Raw genomic sequence first — 15994 nt, 5'->3', positions numbered from 1 at the left:
TGGCAGCGAAGACCAGCCTTCCTTCATTCCGTTGAGTGGAGCGTCTGGCCGGTCAGGCGTCGCACTGGATGGCTGCGGGTGCATCAGTGGCAGGTAGCGCGGCAAACCGATCGATCGAGTATGTGTCGAGCGGGATCGGGGTGCGCCCGGTATCGATCAACTCCGCGAGCGTTTCCCCCACGCCTGGTCCGATCTGAAACCCTGAGCCACTGAACCCAAATGCGTAGAAAAGACCGTCCACCTTCGAACTTGGACCGATCACCGGTTCCCCGTCGGCAAGGTAACCCTCGACGCCACTCCAAACGCGGATGACGTTCAGGTGGGCCAGCGCGGGCGCAAGACGACGGAACTGCGCCAACTGTTGCACCGTGTTTTCCGGCAGTACAGACGCCCTTCGCGTGACGGCATCGGCGGGACCTGGCGGGCCGCCGCCGAGCACGATGTTGCCTCGCGGGATCTGCCGGAAATAGACGCTCTCTTCCTTGATCGACGTATAGACGCCCATCGATGAGCGAAATACATAGGGTACCGGCTCCGTGACGGCCATCTGGGGACCACGCGCCGTCATCGGCACAGGCTCGCCGAACTGTTGGGTGAGCGCGTTCGCCCACGCGCCCGCACAGATAACCACCCTCGCTGCGCGATAGGTTTCACCTGCCCCGCTCTGTACCCGAAACTCAGCGCCGTCCTTCTCTACGCTCACGATGTCGGTATTTTCGACGATCTGTGCGCCGAGCCGCATGGCAGCGCGCGCGAACGCTGGTGATGCGATCCGCGGATTGGCATGCCCGTCGAGCGGTGATATGGAAGCGGCCAGAACTTCTCGCCCCAGAAAAGGGAAGCGCCTGAACATGGCTTCACCCTCCAGCACGTCGAGGTCCAAGCCAAACGCACGCGCCTCATCGGCATAACGGTGAAAATATTCAGCATCATGCGCGTGGTAGCAAACCCGCGTGTGACCAGAGGGCAGAAATTCAACGTCCTCTTCCAGCAGTTCCCGGGTGCGGTACCAGATATCCAGCGCGCGATTGGCTATTGCAAGCTGCGGCAAAGATCGACCCTGCCGACGCACACCACCAAAGTTTGTGCCGCTCGCCTGCTGTCCGATCAGGCCGCGTTCGATCAGGATGACCGATCGCATGCGCCTGCGCAGGAAGAAAGCCGTCGACGCACCCATGATGCCGCCGCCAATAACAATCACATCGGCGTATCGGTTCATCGTACGTCCTCCATTTTGGGCTCCGCTTCAAGCGCCATAGGCAGCGGCTTGACGGGCGCCTGACCACGCAATCGCCCGACTGCTTCCAATGGCACGCGCGCTTCGGCTGCGATGACTTCAGCACCTGCGTGCGAGCAGTACCGCCCCTGGCAGCGGCCCATGCCGACGCGTGAAAACGCCTTCGCGCGGTTCGCTTCCGTCGCGCCCATCGCACGAACGACATGCCGCAATTCGCCTGCCGTGATTGCCTCACAGCGGCATATGATGGTGTCGTCGGGCAGCGCCGCCGCGAAACGGGCGGGCCACGGAAACGCCGCGCGCAAGCCGGCCGCGAAGCGCGTCAAGCGCGCGAGCTCGGCGCGCAGCTTGGCGGCGCCCTGCCGTTCGATACCCACGTCATGCAGTGCGGCCAGTGCGGCGAGCCGACCCGCGTGCTCGGCGGCGTCAGCTCCGCGCACGCGTGCCCCGTCGCCCGCCAGATAGATTCCCGTGACGCTGCTGCGGCCGTCCTCGTCGATCTCGGGAAGCCATGTCCGCGTTCCAGCATCGAAACGGAAGCTGCAGCCGGCGAGATCGGCAAGCTGCGTTTCCGGACGCAGGTGATAGCCGAGCGCGACGGCTTCGCACGCCACGTCGAACGTCTCGCCGTTGGCAAGCTTGACGCGAACGCCGGTTACGCCATGCTCTGGCGAACCACTGATTGCGAGAGGTGTCACGCCGCGCCGAACCGGCACGCGGGCACGGCGCAAGGCACGCATCAGCGCGATGCCCTTGCTCAATGTCGAAGGCACCGCGAGCAACTGGGGCAACGCGCGCAATCGTTGCGCGAATGTAGATGTATCGAGCACGGCGCTCACCGTTGCGCCCGCCTTGACGTACTGCGCGGCCACCAGATACAGCAGCGGCCCTGTCCCCATCATTACAACTCGCGCCCCAATAGCGCAGCCCTGAGACTTCAGCGCGACCTGTGCGCCCCCCAGAGCGTAGGTGCCCGCGAAATGCCAGCCAGGAACAGGCATCAGGCGATCGGTTGCGCCACTGCAGATGATCAGCGAATCGAACGCGATCTGCCGATAACGCGTGCCGCTTACGACGTGCACAGCATTTGGGCCGATATTCCACACGAGCGTATCAGGCAGATAGTCGATCTGCGCGCGCAGCGCATCGAAGTCGCGATGCAAGGACGCCGCCCGCGTGGCCTCGGTGCCATACAGCATTTCGTATGAGCGCGAGAAGCCTTCGGGCTGGCGCCGATAGATCTGGCCACCGTCGCGGCGCCCTTCATCGATCACTGTAGGACGCAGCCCCGCTTCGACCAGCGCCTGAGCGGCACGCACACCCGCCGGTCCGGCGCCAATGACTACGACTATTGGGCGCTTTACTTCTGCAGTCGTGGCCATACGCCCTCCCCGACTAGCTCGACCCGCGTGATGATCGACATGCCTGGCATCGCAGGCGTCGTGCACGACCGTACGCGCTCGCCCTGCGCGGTCCAGACCCAGCAGTCCTGGCACGCTCCCATCAGGCAGAAGCCCGCCCGGCGGCCATCGCCGAACTCGGAATCACGCAACGTGTCTTGCGCCGTCAATAGCGCAACCAGCAGCATGTCGCCTTCGGCCGCCTGAACGGTATCCCCGTCGACGGCTATTTCAAAGGTCTTGCGCGCTGTCTCCGCGACTCTCACGAAACGCGCGGTCATGCGGTCACCGGATCGGCTTTCTGCGCGAGCGCGAGTTCCGCGGCAGAGCGATGGCAAAGGATCACAGCGCCGGAAGGGAGCTTCGTGGCAGACGGGGGCGTGACGTTGCATTTGCCGTCGATGCGCATAGGACAACGCGCGCGAAAACTGCAAAGCTCAGCCGACTCGCTGGCGGGCCCCATCGACGGCAAGGGCCCGCCTGTGAGCGCGCGCCGCGAGTCGAGCCAGCCCGGGCGCAGCGCGGGCACGGAATCGACCAGCAGCCCCGTGTACGGATGGTGGGGTGGCGCGGCCAGCACATCGCGCTGGCCGGCTTCCACGCATTGACCGGCATAGAGCACCATTACGTCATCGCAGATTGCGCGAACCGTCGAAATGTCGTGGCTGATGAACATGTACGACACCCCCAGCTCGCGCCGCAGTTCTGCGAGCAGATCCAGGATTGCCGCGCCAACCACGGTATCCAGTGCGGAGGTGACTTCGTCGCAGAGAATCAACGCGGGGTCGGCCGCAAGCGCACGTGCCAGATTTACGCGCTGCTTCTGGCCGCCCGACAGACCGCCGGGCTGGCGCTTCGCAATAGATGCCGGAAGTTTCACCAGATCGAGCAGTTCGAGCATCCGCTTGTGCGCCGCCGCGCCGCGCAGGCCGTGATAGAAGTTCATCGGCCGCGCGAGAATATCGGCGATCGTGCGGCTCGGATTGAGCGCCGTATCCGCGTTCTGGAACACGATTTGCACCCGCCGGTACTGGTCGAGTGTGCGCTCTGACAGCTTCGCTGGGAGCAGCTTGCCGTCGAGCAGCACTTCACCGCGGGCACGATCGACGAGACCCGCCACCACGCGCGCCAGTGTTGTCTTGCCTGAACCCGATTCGCCAATCACGCCAAGCGCACTGCCGCGCGCAATACGCAGACTCACGTTGTCGAGCACACATACAGCAGGGACACCGTTGGCGTCGATGCGCCCGTAACCCGCGTTCAGATTGCGCACCTCGAGCAGCGGTGGCGACGCATCGGTGGCCGGTCCCGCGAGCTCCGGTTCCGGACGGCGTGTCGCCGCGAGCAACTGCCGAGTGTAGTCGTCGGCGGGCGCATCGAGTACCTGAACCGTCGTGCCGTTTTCGCGCACCGTGCCGCCGTTGAGCACGACGATGCGGTCCGCCATCTGCGCGACCACAGCCAAATCATGCGACACATAGACAGCTGTCGTGCCCAGTTCGCGGATCACTTTCTTGAACGCAGCGAGCACTTCGATCTGCGTGGTGACGTCGAGCGCCGTCGTCGGTTCGTCGAAAACGACGACGGCGGGATCGGTGATCAGCGCCATCGCAGCCATCAGCCGCTGCAACTGGCCACCCGACACCTGATGCGGATAGCGTGTCCCGATCGTCTCGGGCGACGGCAATGCAAGGGAGCGGAAAAGTCCGATGGCTTTCTCGCGTGCGGCAGCGGGCGTCATCAGCTTGTGCAGCAGCGCCGGCTCCGTCACCTGGTCCATAATCGTGCGGGCGGGGTTGAAGCCCGCGGCCGCGCTTTGTGCGACGTAAGCGACCATGCGCGCGCGCAACGCGCGGCGTCCGGCTGCATCGAGTGACAGCACTTCGACGCCTCCGATCTTCACTGAGCCGCCTGCAATCGAACAGCCGCCGCGCGCGTGCCCGAGCAACGAAAGCGCAATCGTCGTTTTGCCCGACCCCGACTCGCCGATAAGCGCGAGCACCTCACCTTTTTTCACACAGAAATCGACACCCTTGACGATCTCGACGACCGGGTCGGGCTCCTCGCCAGCTACCACGCGCAGGCCTTTGACTTCGATCATGTTCATTGGCCGCCTCCATGAGCGCGCGCGCCATGACGGCGAAGGCTGTCGATCAGCAGATTCACGCCGACCGTCAGCGTTGCAATCGCAATGGCGGGCATCAGCACGGCAGGCGCGCCTTGCGCGAGCCCGCTGATGTTCTCGCGCACCAGCGAACCCCAGTCGGCATTCGGCGGCTGCACACCAAGGCCAAGGAAGCTCAAGCCGCTAAGCAGCAACACAATGAACACGAAGCGCAGGCCGAAATCTGCGAGCATCGGATGAATCATGTTGGGCAGCACCTCGACGCGCGCGATGTAGAACAGCCCTTCGCCGCGCGCTTTCGCGACCTGCACGTATTCGAGCGTCATCAGGTTGACAGCGAGGGAACGCGAGATGCGAAACGCACCCGGAATGTACGCGAGCGCGGCGACCATGATCAACATCGGCACCGACGAACCGAATGCGGCGATGATGACGAGCGCCAGGATCTTGCTCGGAATTGAGATCAGCGCGTCAAACAGTCGGCTCAGTATTTCGTCGACCCACCTCCCGGACACGGCAGCAACCAGCCCGAAGAACGTGCCGATGCAACTGGCGAGCACCGTCGATGCCAGCGCGAGTCCCACGGTGTACTGCGTGCCATAGAGAACGCGACTCAGCATATCGCGGCCCAGGTAATCGGTGCCGAACAGATGTGCCGCGCTATACGCCCCGAACACCTCCGTCGACGTTACCGCGCCCCCCTTGTACGGCGCAACCAGCGGCCCGATAAACGCGACGCCGAGCCAGAACACGACGATGACGAGGCCTATCAGGCCAAGCAGCGAGAAGCGGCTCGCGAAACGGCGCAGCGGACCACGCTTTGCAACAGGCACCGCGGCGGACGTCTCCTGAAACGCTTCGGTACCAGCAGGGGTTTCTTCATCGGGCACCGCATAAAAAACGGTCCTCGCGTGGGGTGTGTCGGGTCGGTTCATCGTTGACGCAGCCTCGGATTGGAGATGATCTGACAGAGGTCGGCAATGAGTACGAGCGCGAGATACGCTGCGCAAAACACCATTACGCATCCTTGCACCAGCGGCATGTCGCGATTCGTCACGGCGTCGACCATCAGGCTCGCGAGCCCCGGATAGTTGAAGATCGATTCGACGATCACGACGCCGCCGAACAGGTAGGACAAACTCAGGGCGACCGCATTGGCGATCGGGCCGATCGTGTTGGGCAGCACATCGCGCAACACAATGCGTACCGGCGACGCGCCCTTGAGCACAGCCATCTCGACGTATGACGCACTCAGTTGATCGAGCACCGCCGCGCGGGTCATGCGCGCCATCTGCGCCACGATCACGCAGCACAGCGTCATCACGGGCATGGCATAGATACGCACTAGTGCGCTGAACGACGTGACCTCCGACAGATACGAGAGCGCCGGCAGCCAGCGCAGCTTGACGGCGAAGATCAGCACAGCGATGGTCGCGATGAGGAATTCGGGTACGGCGACGGTCGACAAAGTGAGCACGTTGAGCACGCGGTCGAGCAGCGAACCACGATACATCGCCGACAAGATACCGATCGCTAGTGCGACGGGCACCGACACGGCGGCCGTCAGCCCTGCGAGCATGAGCGTATTCGGCAGGCGCGTGGCGATCAGCTCGCTCACGGGCATGTTGTTCGACAGCGAGGTGCCGAAGCTGCCGCTTGCCAGATGAAAGAGCCACTGGAAATAGCGCTGCAGCGCGGGCTGATCAAGCCCAAACTGGTGACGCAAGACTTCCACCTGTTCTGGCGTCGCCGCCTGGCCGAGTGCCTGCTGCGCTGCGTCGCCGGGCAGCAGGCCGGTGATCGCGAACACGATAGCGGACACCAGCAGCAGCGTGACCAGCGCGAAGCCGAGGCGGGCGGCGATGAGTCGTTGCGCGTTTGCTTTCATACGAGAAACGCCTCCTGAATAGAAATGTACGCCGCGAGCAGCGGCACGACAGAAGAAATAGCAGGTCAGGACTCGAGCCAGACGTGTTCCGCAAACGTGAAGCCCATCAGGCCAGCGAGCGGAATGGAGCCGAGTCCTTTCAGCCGGGTCGTATGGCCGTCGAGTGAGCTCACGAACAGAGGAATACCAATCCCGCCGGTTTCGTGTACGAGCACCTGCATGTCGCCATAGATCTTTTTTCGCTTCGCCTCGTCGGGTTCGCCCCGTGCGGCGATGAGCATCTGGTCAAATTTCGGGTTCTTCCAGTTCGCTTCATTCCATGGCGCGTCGGACTTGAAGAACTGCGTGAAGAGCACGTCTGCGCTCGGCCGTGCGTTGACGTTGCCAAAGCTGAGCGGATGCTTCATCCAGTGGTTCGACCAGTAGCCGTCCGCCGGAACGCGGCTCACCTGGAGGTTGAGCCCTGCCTGCGGCGCTGCCGCCTGTAGCAGCATCGCGATTTCGACCGATCCGGTGGCCGCCGGCGACGCGTAAACTTGCAGCGGCGTTCCGCCAAGCTTTGCCTTCTGGAAATGGAATTTTGCCTTGTCAGGATCAAAGGTCCGCTGCGGCAGACCCGCAAAGTAGTATTTGTTCGTCGGATCAATAGGCTGGTCGTTACCGATTGCTCCGTAGCCGCGAAAAGCCGCGCGGAGGATCTGCTCACGGTCTAACAGGTACATCATGCCTTGGCGGAAATCCTCGTTGCCCGTAATGCCGCCTTCATCGCGCATGATCAGGTCGGTGTACTGGCCCGTTTTCGTCTCGAGCACGGAAAACCCGGGCGACCCCTTGATCTGCTGCGCCGAATTGGGCGTCACTGCGTTGATCAATTGCACGTCACCGGAAAGCAACGCGTTGACGCGTGCCGGTTCATCACCGATGCCGATGAGTTCGATCTCGTCAAGATGCGGGAGGCCGGTCTTCCAGTACGTCTCGTTGCGCACGCCGACGGTGTGTACGCCCGGCGAAAATTCCTTGAGCTTGAACGGACCGGTGCCGACGGCCGTCTTGAAATCTTTCGTACCGTCCTTGATGATCATGAAGTGCGAGGTCGCGAGAATCACCGGCAGGTCGGCGTTCGGCCCTTCCAGCGTGATCGTCACTTCGTTCGCACCCGTCGCCTTCGCGTCCTTGATCTGGTCAGCGAGCGTCTTCGCCTTCGAGGCGGTCGCCGGGTCTTTATGGCGCATGATCGAATAGACTACGTCGGCGGGGGCCAGCGCCTTACCGTCGTGGAACTGTACGCCCTTGCGCAGCTTGACGACCCACACGGTCGCATCCTTCGATTCCAGCGATTCTGCGAGCGCCATTTTTGCGCCGAGATGCGAGTCGAGTTCCGTCAGACCGTTGTAGAACATGTTGGCGCGCACGTAGTCCGTACTCAACGCGCCCTTCGCGGGGTCCAGCGTATCGGCAGTGGATGCGGATTGAGTCGCGACGCGAATCTTGCCGCCCTTTTTTGGATTCTGTTGGGCAAATGCCGACCCGCTCGCCGCGAGCAATCCCGTGCCGGTCATCGACAGCATTCCCCCTGCCGCCATCGCGCGAAGCAGATTGCGCCGCGACAGGCCTTTGCCGGTGAGTTGTTCGAGCTCAGCTCCGACACCGGCGGCAGCATCGGGCATATTTATCTTGTGCATTTGTCTCCTCCGCGAGGGAGTAATTCGTCAATAAAAGACGTCTTTGATCCGGAAATAGGCGCCGACGAGCGGCAGAAACCATGGTTTGCCCGTATGCCCTGGAATGGCGGGCCAGTCGAAGTCGCGCCATGGGTTGGCTTCTGGGTTTCCGGATATAACATCGGCCATCACCTGGCCCATGTGCGTCGACATCTGCGTGCCGTGGCCGCTGTAACCCATCGAAAAGTAAATACCGTCGTGTTGTCCCGCGCGTGGCAGACGGTCAGCCGTGATATCGACGAGTCCACCCCAGCAATAGTCGATGCGCGCGTTGCCAAGGCCCGGGAAGATTTGCGCCAGATTCGCCTGCAGAATACGACCACTTTTTTCATCCGACGGCTGCTCCGATGCCGTGAAGCGCGCGCGTCCACCGAGCAGCAGACGGGAATCGGGCGTGACACGGAAGTAGTTATGCATCAGACGGCTCGTCGTGTAGGAGCGTCGATTCGGCAACAGCCGCGCGAGGTCCTCGGCGGGCAAGGGTTCCGTCACAATGATGAACGATCCAACCGGGGCCATTCGACGCCGGTACCAGCCGAAGGGCCCGTGTCGCGATGGGCCTGTCGCGATCAACACCTGCTGCGCATGCAACGAGCCGCGCGCGGACTCGATGCGATATACGCTGCCGTACTTGCCGATGGACGTTACCTCAGCATGTTCAAACAGCCTCGCCCCCTGGCGGACGGCCGCATTCGCCAGACCAACCGCGAACTTGCCCATGTGCATCTGCCCGCCGTGCTTATGCAGCAGGCCGCCAAAAAAACTGTCCGACTCGACTTCGCTGCGAATGCGCCCGCGAGGAACGATCTCGACATCGGGATCAACTTCGCGGCTGATCAGTTCGGCCGTACGTTCGAGATGTGCGAGATGATGCGGCTTCGCTGCGAGCTTCAGCTTGCCCGACGCAAGGTAATCGCAATCGATGCGCTCTTCGCGAATCAGCCGCTCAACGGTCTCGACGGCGGCCGCATACGCGAGATAACAGCCTCGGGCGCGCTCGACGCCCAGTTGCTCGCGCAGCGTCGCATAGTCCTGCGCGACGCCCGTGTTGCATTGGCCGCCATTGCGCCCCGACGCGCCGCCGCCGATGCGTCCGGCGTCGAGCACCGCAACCGCCGCGCCGCGCTTGCCGAGCGCGAGCGCAGCAGACAGTCCGGTGAAACCGCCGCCGATCACAGCGACGTCCACATGTCCATTGACGGGACCCTCGCAAGCCTGAATGCCGGCAGGCGCGGTGTCGAGCCAGTAGGAGTCGAGTTTCATCGGCTGTCCTTGCATAAGTGGAAGCAGTGGATCACAGGCCGAGTTGCGTTGCCAGATCGCCGATGGTGTCGACTTCATAGTACTCGTAGTACGGCGCATCCGGTTCGTGGCCGCGCTTGACGAACGCCTTGTGCTTGATGCCCATGTCATGCGCCGTCATCAGATCGTAGCGAGGGCTCGACGACACATGCAGCACGTCCTCCGGGTTGCAGTTCAGCTGGTCGAACATGTACTCGAATCCCTGCATGCGCGGCTTGTATGACTGGGCCTGCTGGGCAGTGAACACGCGGTGGAAGGGTGCGCCGAGCTTGTCAACATTGCTCTGGATCTGGTCGTCCGATGCGTTCGACAGGATCACGAGCTTGTATTTCTTCGCGAGACGGGAGAGGCCTTCCGGCACGTCCGGGTGCGGACCCCACGTCGGCACGGCGAGGTAGAACTTTTCGGCTTCCGCTTCATTGAACTCGACGTTCATGCGCTTGCAGGCGCGGCGAACGGCATTGACGATCACGTCGCGATACGGCTTCCATGCACCCAGCACTTCGTCGCGGCGATAGCCCGAGAAGAACGCGACGAATTGCTCCAGTTCGGCGCCTTGAAGGCGATTGCCGTACATCTCGCGGGCCATGTCGCCCATGCGGAATTTCGTCAACGTGCCGTAGCAGTCGAACGTGATGTACTTTGGCTCGAAATCGATCATGGTGTCAGTCCTATCGTATTAGGAACCCGCGTGGGGTCCAGTGGCGAAATCAGGAAGTATTCCTGAACAGAATTTAAGCATTGCGAAGAAGAAGATGTCGTCGAATCTGTTCGGCAAAACGTGGCCTCAACGCTTTATAAAAGACTGAAACAGCACAGTCTGCTGCGGCCAGCGCACGCCCTGCTGCCGTTAGTTTTTTGGCCCGTTCATGACCGCATGTCGATCAGGACGCTTTTGAAACGCAGATTCGCTTCATATGCCTGCCGCCCAAGATCCTTTCCAATGCCGGAGCGCTTGTAGCCGCCCGTTGGAATCATGAAATCGCTGGTTCTCCCGTAGCGATTCACCCATACGGTTCCCGCTTCGATAGCGCGCACGAAGCGCAGTGCACGACCCAGATCCGCGGTGTGCACACCTGCCGCCAGGCCATAGTCGGGGTGCTGGGCCAGCGCCAGCGCTTCTTCTTCTGTATCAAACGTCTGAAGTGTCAGAACGGGGCCAAACACCTCCTCCCGCACCGCTTCGGATTGCTCATTGACGTTGCGGAGAATGGTTGGCGAATAGAATGCTCCGCCCCATTCCCCCTCCGCGCGACGCCCTCCGCAAAGCACGGTGGCGCCGCCAGCTACTGTGCGCCGCACAATCGATTCGATGCGCGCCGCCTGGGCCGCGGAGATGATCGGCGAGAGAGTCGTGCCGTGCGACCATGTCGCGCCCGCCTTACGTTCGGCGAAGATGCACGCGATCCGCTCGGCCAGGTCGTCCGCGATTGACCGCTCGACCAGTAGACGTGATCCCGCGACACACACCTGGCCAGCGTTGCCTGCCACCGCTGTCGCAATGCGACGCGCCACGTCGTCGAGCCGCGGGGCATCCGCAAAGACAATCTGGGGACTCTTCCCGCCCAGTTCCAAGGTAACCGGCTTCGTGCCTGATTGAGCGCATGCCGCCATGATCGCGGCTCCCGTGCGCGTGGACCCGGTGAACGTCACTTTCGAGATATGCGGATGACGCACAAGGGCATCGCCGGTCGTGTGACCGTCGCCCTGTATCACGTTGAAAACACCCGCTGGCACGCCCGCTTCGACGGCCAGCTCCGCGAGGCGCAGCACCGAAAACGGCGTCGCCTCCGAGGACTTCAACACGACTGCATTTCCCGCCGCGAGTGCCGGTGCAAGCTTCCACGAAGCCATCACCAGGGGAAAATTCCACGGCGCGATCGCGCCGACCACTCCGTAAGGTTCCGCTATCGTCATACCGAGGTGGTCGTGATCAGTCGCGGCGACATCGCCGCCGATCTTGTCGGCGAACTCGGCGTAGAAGCGGATGCCCTCGGCTGTGAAGGGCACATCCCAGGCTCTCGCCTCGCGAATCGGGCGGGTCGAGCCAAGCGCCTCCAGCGGCGCCAGCGTCTCGGCATCTGCAGCAACAAGGTCAGCAAAGCGTCGCAAGACACTTGCGCGTTCGCGCGGTGCAGATTGTCCCCAGCCGCTCGCACGCCAGGCGGACCACGCATTCTCGATAACACGATCCGTCATTTCAGCACTGGCCACTGGTATCGACGCATATGCAACCCCATCCGAGGGCCGAACCACCTGTAGCTTCTGCGCGCCCTCCTCGACATGTTTTCCGCCGATGAAATGCCCCGAACGCACCGCTACTTGGCCGGGATCGAAGCTGTCCATTTCGTGTCCTTTTGACTCATGCATCTGACGTTGATTTTGCGCTATGTCTCAGGTGGAAATCGTACCGCTGACCGCCTAAAAGAACTCGTTGACTAAAAGCGCGATTTAGCAGATCCAGAGCGTTTTTAGCGCGTCGACACTGCAGTTTGCGTCGATTTAGCGTGCACCCTCTCAACGTTATGGACAACGGAGTAAGGCAATGCGAGAGTTTGGGCGTGAGCACCTAGCTAAGGAGAAAGGCATGTCCGGCCGAAACGAATCCGAGGTCGCGAGTCGCGCAATTGTCTACCGTCCTTTTTCACTCGAGGACGCCGCCGCAGCGCGCGCACTTTCGAGCGAGCTCAGTTGGCCTCATCGCCTGGAGGACTGGCAATTTGTCGCTCAGGTGGGCAAGGGATTCGTCGCGCAGGATGGCGGCGGAACACTGGTTGGCACGGGGCTCTGCTGGAAGTACGGGCCTGATCGCGCATCGCTCGGAATGTTGATTGTGTCTCCGCAGCACCAAGGTCAGGGAATCGGACGAAAGCTCATGGAACTTCTGATGGAAGAACTCGGCGAGAGGACGGTCATTCTTCACGCCACAACAGAGGGCCAGCCGCTGTATAAGAAGCTCGGCTTCGAAGCGATTGGAACAATCCATCAGCACCAGGGAACCGCATTCCAGTTGCCACTTGTTTCGCTCCCACAAGGCGAGAGGCTTCGCCCGCTCGGCTCGAACGATACTGCGCGCCTGATCGATCTCGCGTCCCGTGCTAGCGGCCTGGACCGCGGCACGCTCCTGCCTGCGCTTCTCGAAGTTTCCGAAGGGATCGCGCTCGCCCGTGATGGCGATCTCATTGGCTTCGCGCTTTTCCGACGCTTCGGACCCGGTTTCGCGATCGGCCCCGTCGTCGCGCCGGAGTCCGACGACTCTTGCCGTGCCAAGGCGTTAATCAGTTACTGGCTCGCGCTGAACGCGGGCGCATTCGTACGTATTGACACGCCTCATGAGTGCCGACTCTCGGAATGGCTGGAAGGACTCGGACTTGCAAGCGCGGGTACCGTTGTGAAAATGGCACGCAACGGTACGCTTCCCGCTGATGCATCCGTTCGACAATTCGGCATCGTTAATCAGGCCGTCTGCTAGTTGACGATCATGCCCTTCTGACCTGGCAGCCCTCACTTAATTAACAATCCTGATGCCTCTTTGCCAGGACAAACCGCTCAAGAGCCGGACCAAAACATGACACTACTCTACAAGGCCGATCCTGACCGCGGTAAGCAATGGGCACGCCTCTTTGCGCAGAAAGCACCCGACATTCCGTTTCGCCTTTGGCCCGACATTGGCGATCCGGCATCGGTCAGCTATCTCGCCGCGTGGCAGCCGCCCGAGGACCCGGCGCGCACGCTGCCGAATCTCGAAGTAATCTTTTCGGTGGGCGCAGGCATCGACCAGTTCGATCTGCTCGATGCGCTCGATGCGCTCGACTGCAGAACGCGATCCTCGACGTGACCAATCCCGAGCCGTTGCCCGAGTCGCATCCTTTCTGGACGCATCCGCGCGTGCGGATCACGCCGCATATCGCTAGCGCGACGCGGCCCGAGACGGCCGTGGATGTGGTGCTGGACAACATCCGCCGTCATCGTGACGGCTTGCCGATGCTTGGGCAAGTTGACCGCAGCCTTGGCTACTAACGATATGGAATCCGTACTTCCCTATCAAAGTCGAACGCAAGCACAAAATGTTGTACGTAGCCTATAAAAAGCCGCTTTTTCGTTTTTCCATGACTGATTTTGCGAAGCAGTGGATGGGGCTCTCACGTAATATTGAAATGGTCCAACGCCTACTCTTAAAAGAGAACTGCACCATGTCTATCCCATCGCTCATCGAAGCCGACCGTAGGCATTTGATCCACCCCGTCGTTAGCTATCGCGCGCATGAAGCGCGTGGCGTAACTGTCCTCGAATCCGCGCAGGGCGTGTTCCTGCGCGACATCGACGGCAACGCGCTGCTCGACGCATTTTCAGGCCTCTGGTGCGTAAACACCGGCTACGGCCATCAGAGCATCGTCGATGCGGCCGCGAAGCAGATGGCTCGCCTGCCCTACGCGACGGGCTACTTTCACTTCGGCTCTGAGCCCGCCATCCAACTCGCGGCGAAGCTCGTCGAACTGTCGCCCGCGTCGCTGCAGCACGTGTACTTCACGCTGGGCGGATCGGATGCCGTCGACTCCGCGCTACGCTTCATCACGCACTACTACAACGCGACGGGCCGCCCGTCGAAGAAACACATCATCGCGCTGCAACGTGGCTATCATGGTTCGTCGGCGATCGGCGCGGGGCTGACCGCGCTGCCCGCGTTCCACCGCAACTTCGATGTGCCACTGCCGACGCAGCATCACATTCCGTCGCCCTACGCGTACCGCAACGATTACGCCGACGACGACGCGCTGATCGCCGCATCCGTCGCCGCTCTCGAAGCCAAGGTCGAAGCGCTCGGCGCGGACAACGTCGCCGCGTTCTTCTGCGAGCCGATCCAGGGCTCGGGCGGCGTGATCGTGCCGCCCGTCGGATGGTTGAAGGCGATGCGCGAAGCTTGCCGCAAGCTCGGCATCCTGTTCGTCGCCGACGAAGTGATTACGGGTTTCGGCCGGACGGGGCCGCTCTTCGCGTGCGAAGCGGAAGGCGTCGAGCCGGACCTGATGACCGTCGCCAAGGGCCTCACGGCGGGCTATGCGCCGATGGGCGCGGTGCTGATGTCGGATGCCGTCTATCAGGGCATCGCCGACGGCAGCGACGTGTCGGCGGCGATCGGCCACGGGCATACGTACTCGGCACACCCGGTGAGCGCTGCGATCGGACTCGAAGTCATGCGCCTCTATCATGAAGGCGGGTTGCTCGCGAACGGCATCGCTCGCGCGCCGCGCTTCGCGCAAGGGCTCGACGCGTTGCTTGCGCATCCGCTCGTCGGCGATTCGCGGCATCGAGGTCTGCTCGGCGCGCTCGAACTCGTGTCGGACAAGGACACGAGGCAGGGCTTCGACGCGTCGCTGAAACTGCCTGACCGCATCGCCGCCGCCGCGTACGGCAACGGTCTCGTGTTTCGCGCATTCGGCGACAACATCCTCGGCTTTGCGCCCGCGCTGTGCTACACGGAAAGCGAGTTCGACATGCTGTTCGAGCGCCTCGAAAAGACGCTCGATGAAGTGCTTGCGCAAGCTGATGTCCGCGCCGCGCTTAAGGGGCAGATCGAATCCAACCGTCGTGCGGCCGCTTGATAGCATCGACCGAACCTCGACATGCGGACGCGACTGAATCACGATGAGTACCGACTGCAAGCTGGACCGAATCGATCTGCGCATCCTCTCGCAACTGCAAAAGCGAGGGCGTATCACGAACATCGAGCTCGCCGACGCAGTCGGGCTGTCGGCGAGTCCATGCCTGATACGCGTCAAGCGTCTGGAGAGAGCTGGCTATATTGTCGGATATGGCGCGCAGATCCAGTTCGAAAAGCTCGGCGACCTGCAGCTCGTATTCACCGAGGTGACGCTTGCCGACCATCGCCGCGATGACTTCGTCAACTTCGTCAACGCGATCAAGGACGTCGACGAGATCGTCGAATGCCATCTGGCGAGCGGTGGTTACGACTATCTGCTGAAGTTTGTCACACGCAGTGTCAGCCACTATCAGAGCATCATTGAAGGGCTACTGGAGCGCGATATCGGCATCGAGAAGTACTTCAGCTACGTCATCATCAAAACCGCGTTCCTGAAGACCCAGTATCCCCTCGAATCACTCTTCTCGCAAAACCATCATTAGGATGGCAAATCGTCTTGACGGTCAAGCAACCAGGTCACCTATTTAGGCGTCGCCCCGGACACGCACTCCGCGAGGAGACCGACTGCGCGCCAGTCTGACTTTGAAGCGTCGCTTCACAGCTCATCGATAAGCGCCTTCTCGCGGCTCGGCGCCGTCCGTCGTCGTCGTGAACGTTAC

Annotated in this window: 13 protein-coding genes and 1 pseudogene; 4 read left to right on the top strand and 10 right to left on the bottom strand. The window is 62.0% G+C overall.

Annotated features, from left to right (window positions below):
• Nucleotides 1-52 precede the first annotated feature (52 nt).
• The 10 genes from FAZ95_RS25620 to FAZ95_RS25575 form a co-directional block, all read right to left on the bottom strand.
• Complete coding sequence (locus FAZ95_RS25620) at nt 53-1219, bottom strand: NAD(P)/FAD-dependent oxidoreductase (RefSeq protein WP_137335316.1); 1167 nt, start codon at nt 1217-1219, stop codon at nt 53-55.
• Nucleotides 1216-2619: an FAD/NAD(P)-dependent oxidoreductase gene (locus FAZ95_RS25615; protein ID WP_137335315.1), complete on the bottom strand. Its 1404-nt coding sequence runs from the start codon at nt 2617-2619 to the stop codon at nt 1216-1218. Before FAZ95_RS25615 ends, FAZ95_RS25620 begins: the two co-directional genes overlap by 4 nt.
• Nucleotides 2598-2918 (bottom strand): (2Fe-2S)-binding protein, encoded by a 321-nt coding sequence (locus FAZ95_RS25610; protein ID WP_137335314.1) that lies wholly within the window; start codon nt 2916-2918, stop codon nt 2598-2600. The genes FAZ95_RS25615 and FAZ95_RS25610 overlap by 22 nt, the downstream gene beginning before the upstream one ends.
• Nucleotides 2915-4744 (bottom strand): ABC transporter ATP-binding protein, encoded by a 1830-nt coding sequence (locus tag FAZ95_RS25605; protein WP_137335313.1) that lies wholly within the window; start codon nt 4742-4744, stop codon nt 2915-2917. The genes FAZ95_RS25610 and FAZ95_RS25605 overlap by 4 nt, the downstream gene beginning before the upstream one ends.
• Nucleotides 4741-5697, bottom strand: a complete 957-nt coding sequence (locus FAZ95_RS25600; RefSeq protein WP_137335312.1) for an ABC transporter permease — start codon at nt 5695-5697, stop codon at nt 4741-4743. Before FAZ95_RS25600 ends, FAZ95_RS25605 begins: the two co-directional genes overlap by 4 nt.
• Nucleotides 5694-6650 carry an ABC transporter permease gene (locus tag FAZ95_RS25595; protein ID WP_137335311.1) on the bottom strand — a complete coding sequence of 319 codons (957 nt, stop codon included), beginning with the start codon at nt 6648-6650 and terminating at the stop codon, nt 5694-5696. The genes FAZ95_RS25600 and FAZ95_RS25595 overlap by 4 nt, the downstream gene beginning before the upstream one ends.
• A 65-nt stretch (nt 6651-6715) precedes the next feature.
• The gene (locus tag FAZ95_RS25590; RefSeq protein WP_137335310.1) at nt 6716-8332 is read right to left on the bottom strand and encodes an ABC transporter substrate-binding protein; all 1617 of its coding nucleotides are present in this window, start codon (nt 8330-8332) and stop codon (nt 6716-6718) included.
• Between the two features lie 27 nt (nt 8333-8359).
• The gene (locus tag FAZ95_RS25585; protein WP_137335309.1) at nt 8360-9634 is read right to left on the bottom strand and encodes an NAD(P)/FAD-dependent oxidoreductase; all 1275 of its coding nucleotides are present in this window, start codon (nt 9632-9634) and stop codon (nt 8360-8362) included.
• 31 nt (nt 9635-9665) lie between these two features.
• Entirely contained in the window at nt 9666-10334 is a 669-nt protein-coding gene (locus FAZ95_RS25580) for a haloacid dehalogenase type II (protein ID WP_137335308.1), read from the bottom strand.
• A gap of 206 nt (nt 10335-10540) precedes the next feature.
• Nucleotides 10541-12019 (bottom strand): aldehyde dehydrogenase family protein, encoded by a 1479-nt coding sequence (locus tag FAZ95_RS25575; protein ID WP_137335307.1) that lies wholly within the window; start codon nt 12017-12019, stop codon nt 10541-10543.
• A 241-nt stretch (nt 12020-12260) separates the two neighbouring features.
• On the opposite strand from FAZ95_RS25575, the gene FAZ95_RS25570 reads away from it, so the two are divergent.
• The 4 genes and pseudogenes from FAZ95_RS25570 to FAZ95_RS25555 all read left to right on the top strand — a co-directional run bounded on the left by FAZ95_RS25570 (nt 12261) and on the right by FAZ95_RS25555 (nt 15817).
• Nucleotides 12261-13145 carry a GNAT family N-acetyltransferase gene (locus FAZ95_RS25570; RefSeq protein ID WP_137335306.1) on the top strand — a complete coding sequence of 295 codons (885 nt, stop codon included), beginning with the start codon at nt 12261-12263 and terminating at the stop codon, nt 13143-13145.
• A gap of 96 nt (nt 13146-13241) precedes the next feature.
• Nucleotides 13242-13693: pseudogene (locus tag FAZ95_RS25565) on the top strand (NAD(P)-dependent oxidoreductase).
• Between the two features lie 173 nt (nt 13694-13866).
• A complete protein-coding gene (locus FAZ95_RS25560) occupies nt 13867-15276 on the top strand; it encodes an aspartate aminotransferase family protein (protein ID WP_137335305.1) in 1410 nt (469 codons plus the stop codon).
• A gap of 43 nt (nt 15277-15319) precedes the next feature.
• Nucleotides 15320-15817 (top strand): Lrp/AsnC family transcriptional regulator, encoded by a 498-nt coding sequence (locus tag FAZ95_RS25555; protein WP_137335304.1) that lies wholly within the window; start codon nt 15320-15322, stop codon nt 15815-15817.
• Nucleotides 15818-15994 lie beyond the last annotated feature (177 nt).

Origin of the sequence: Trinickia violacea, assembly GCF_005280735.1 — a bacterium.
Lineage (GTDB): Bacteria > Pseudomonadota > Gammaproteobacteria > Burkholderiales > Burkholderiaceae > Trinickia_A > Trinickia_A violacea.
The sequence above is the reverse complement of the archived record's forward strand: the minus strand, read 5'-3'. Positions and strand labels throughout refer to the sequence as shown.

Coding starts and splice junctions, on each gene's coding strand:
- FAZ95_RS25620 (WP_137335316.1), bottom strand. CDS start 1,219: ATGAACCGATACGCCGATGTGATTGTTATTGGCGGCGGCATCATGGGT.
- FAZ95_RS25615 (WP_137335315.1), bottom strand. CDS start 2,619: ATGGCCACGACTGCAGAAGTAAAGCGCCCAATAGTCGTAGTCATTGGC.
- FAZ95_RS25610 (WP_137335314.1), bottom strand. CDS start 2,918: ATGACCGCGCGTTTCGTGAGAGTCGCGGAGACAGCGCGCAAGACCTTT.
- FAZ95_RS25605 (WP_137335313.1), bottom strand. CDS start 4,744: ATGAACATGATCGAAGTCAAAGGCCTGCGCGTGGTAGCTGGCGAGGAG.
- FAZ95_RS25600 (WP_137335312.1), bottom strand. CDS start 5,697: ATGAACCGACCCGACACACCCCACGCGAGGACCGTTTTTTATGCGGTG.
- FAZ95_RS25595 (WP_137335311.1), bottom strand. CDS start 6,650: ATGAAAGCAAACGCGCAACGACTCATCGCCGCCCGCCTCGGCTTCGCG.
- FAZ95_RS25590 (WP_137335310.1), bottom strand. CDS start 8,332: ATGCACAAGATAAATATGCCCGATGCTGCCGCCGGTGTCGGAGCTGAG.
- FAZ95_RS25585 (WP_137335309.1), bottom strand. CDS start 9,634: ATGAAACTCGACTCCTACTGGCTCGACACCGCGCCTGCCGGCATTCAG.
- FAZ95_RS25580 (WP_137335308.1), bottom strand. CDS start 10,334: ATGATCGATTTCGAGCCAAAGTACATCACGTTCGACTGCTACGGCACG.
- FAZ95_RS25575 (WP_137335307.1), bottom strand. CDS start 12,019: ATGGACAGCTTCGATCCCGGCCAAGTAGCGGTGCGTTCGGGGCATTTC.
- FAZ95_RS25570 (WP_137335306.1), top strand. CDS start 12,261: ATGTCCGGCCGAAACGAATCCGAGGTCGCGAGTCGCGCAATTGTCTAC.
- FAZ95_RS25560 (WP_137335305.1), top strand. CDS start 13,867: ATGTCTATCCCATCGCTCATCGAAGCCGACCGTAGGCATTTGATCCAC.
- FAZ95_RS25555 (WP_137335304.1), top strand. CDS start 15,320: ATGAGTACCGACTGCAAGCTGGACCGAATCGATCTGCGCATCCTCTCG.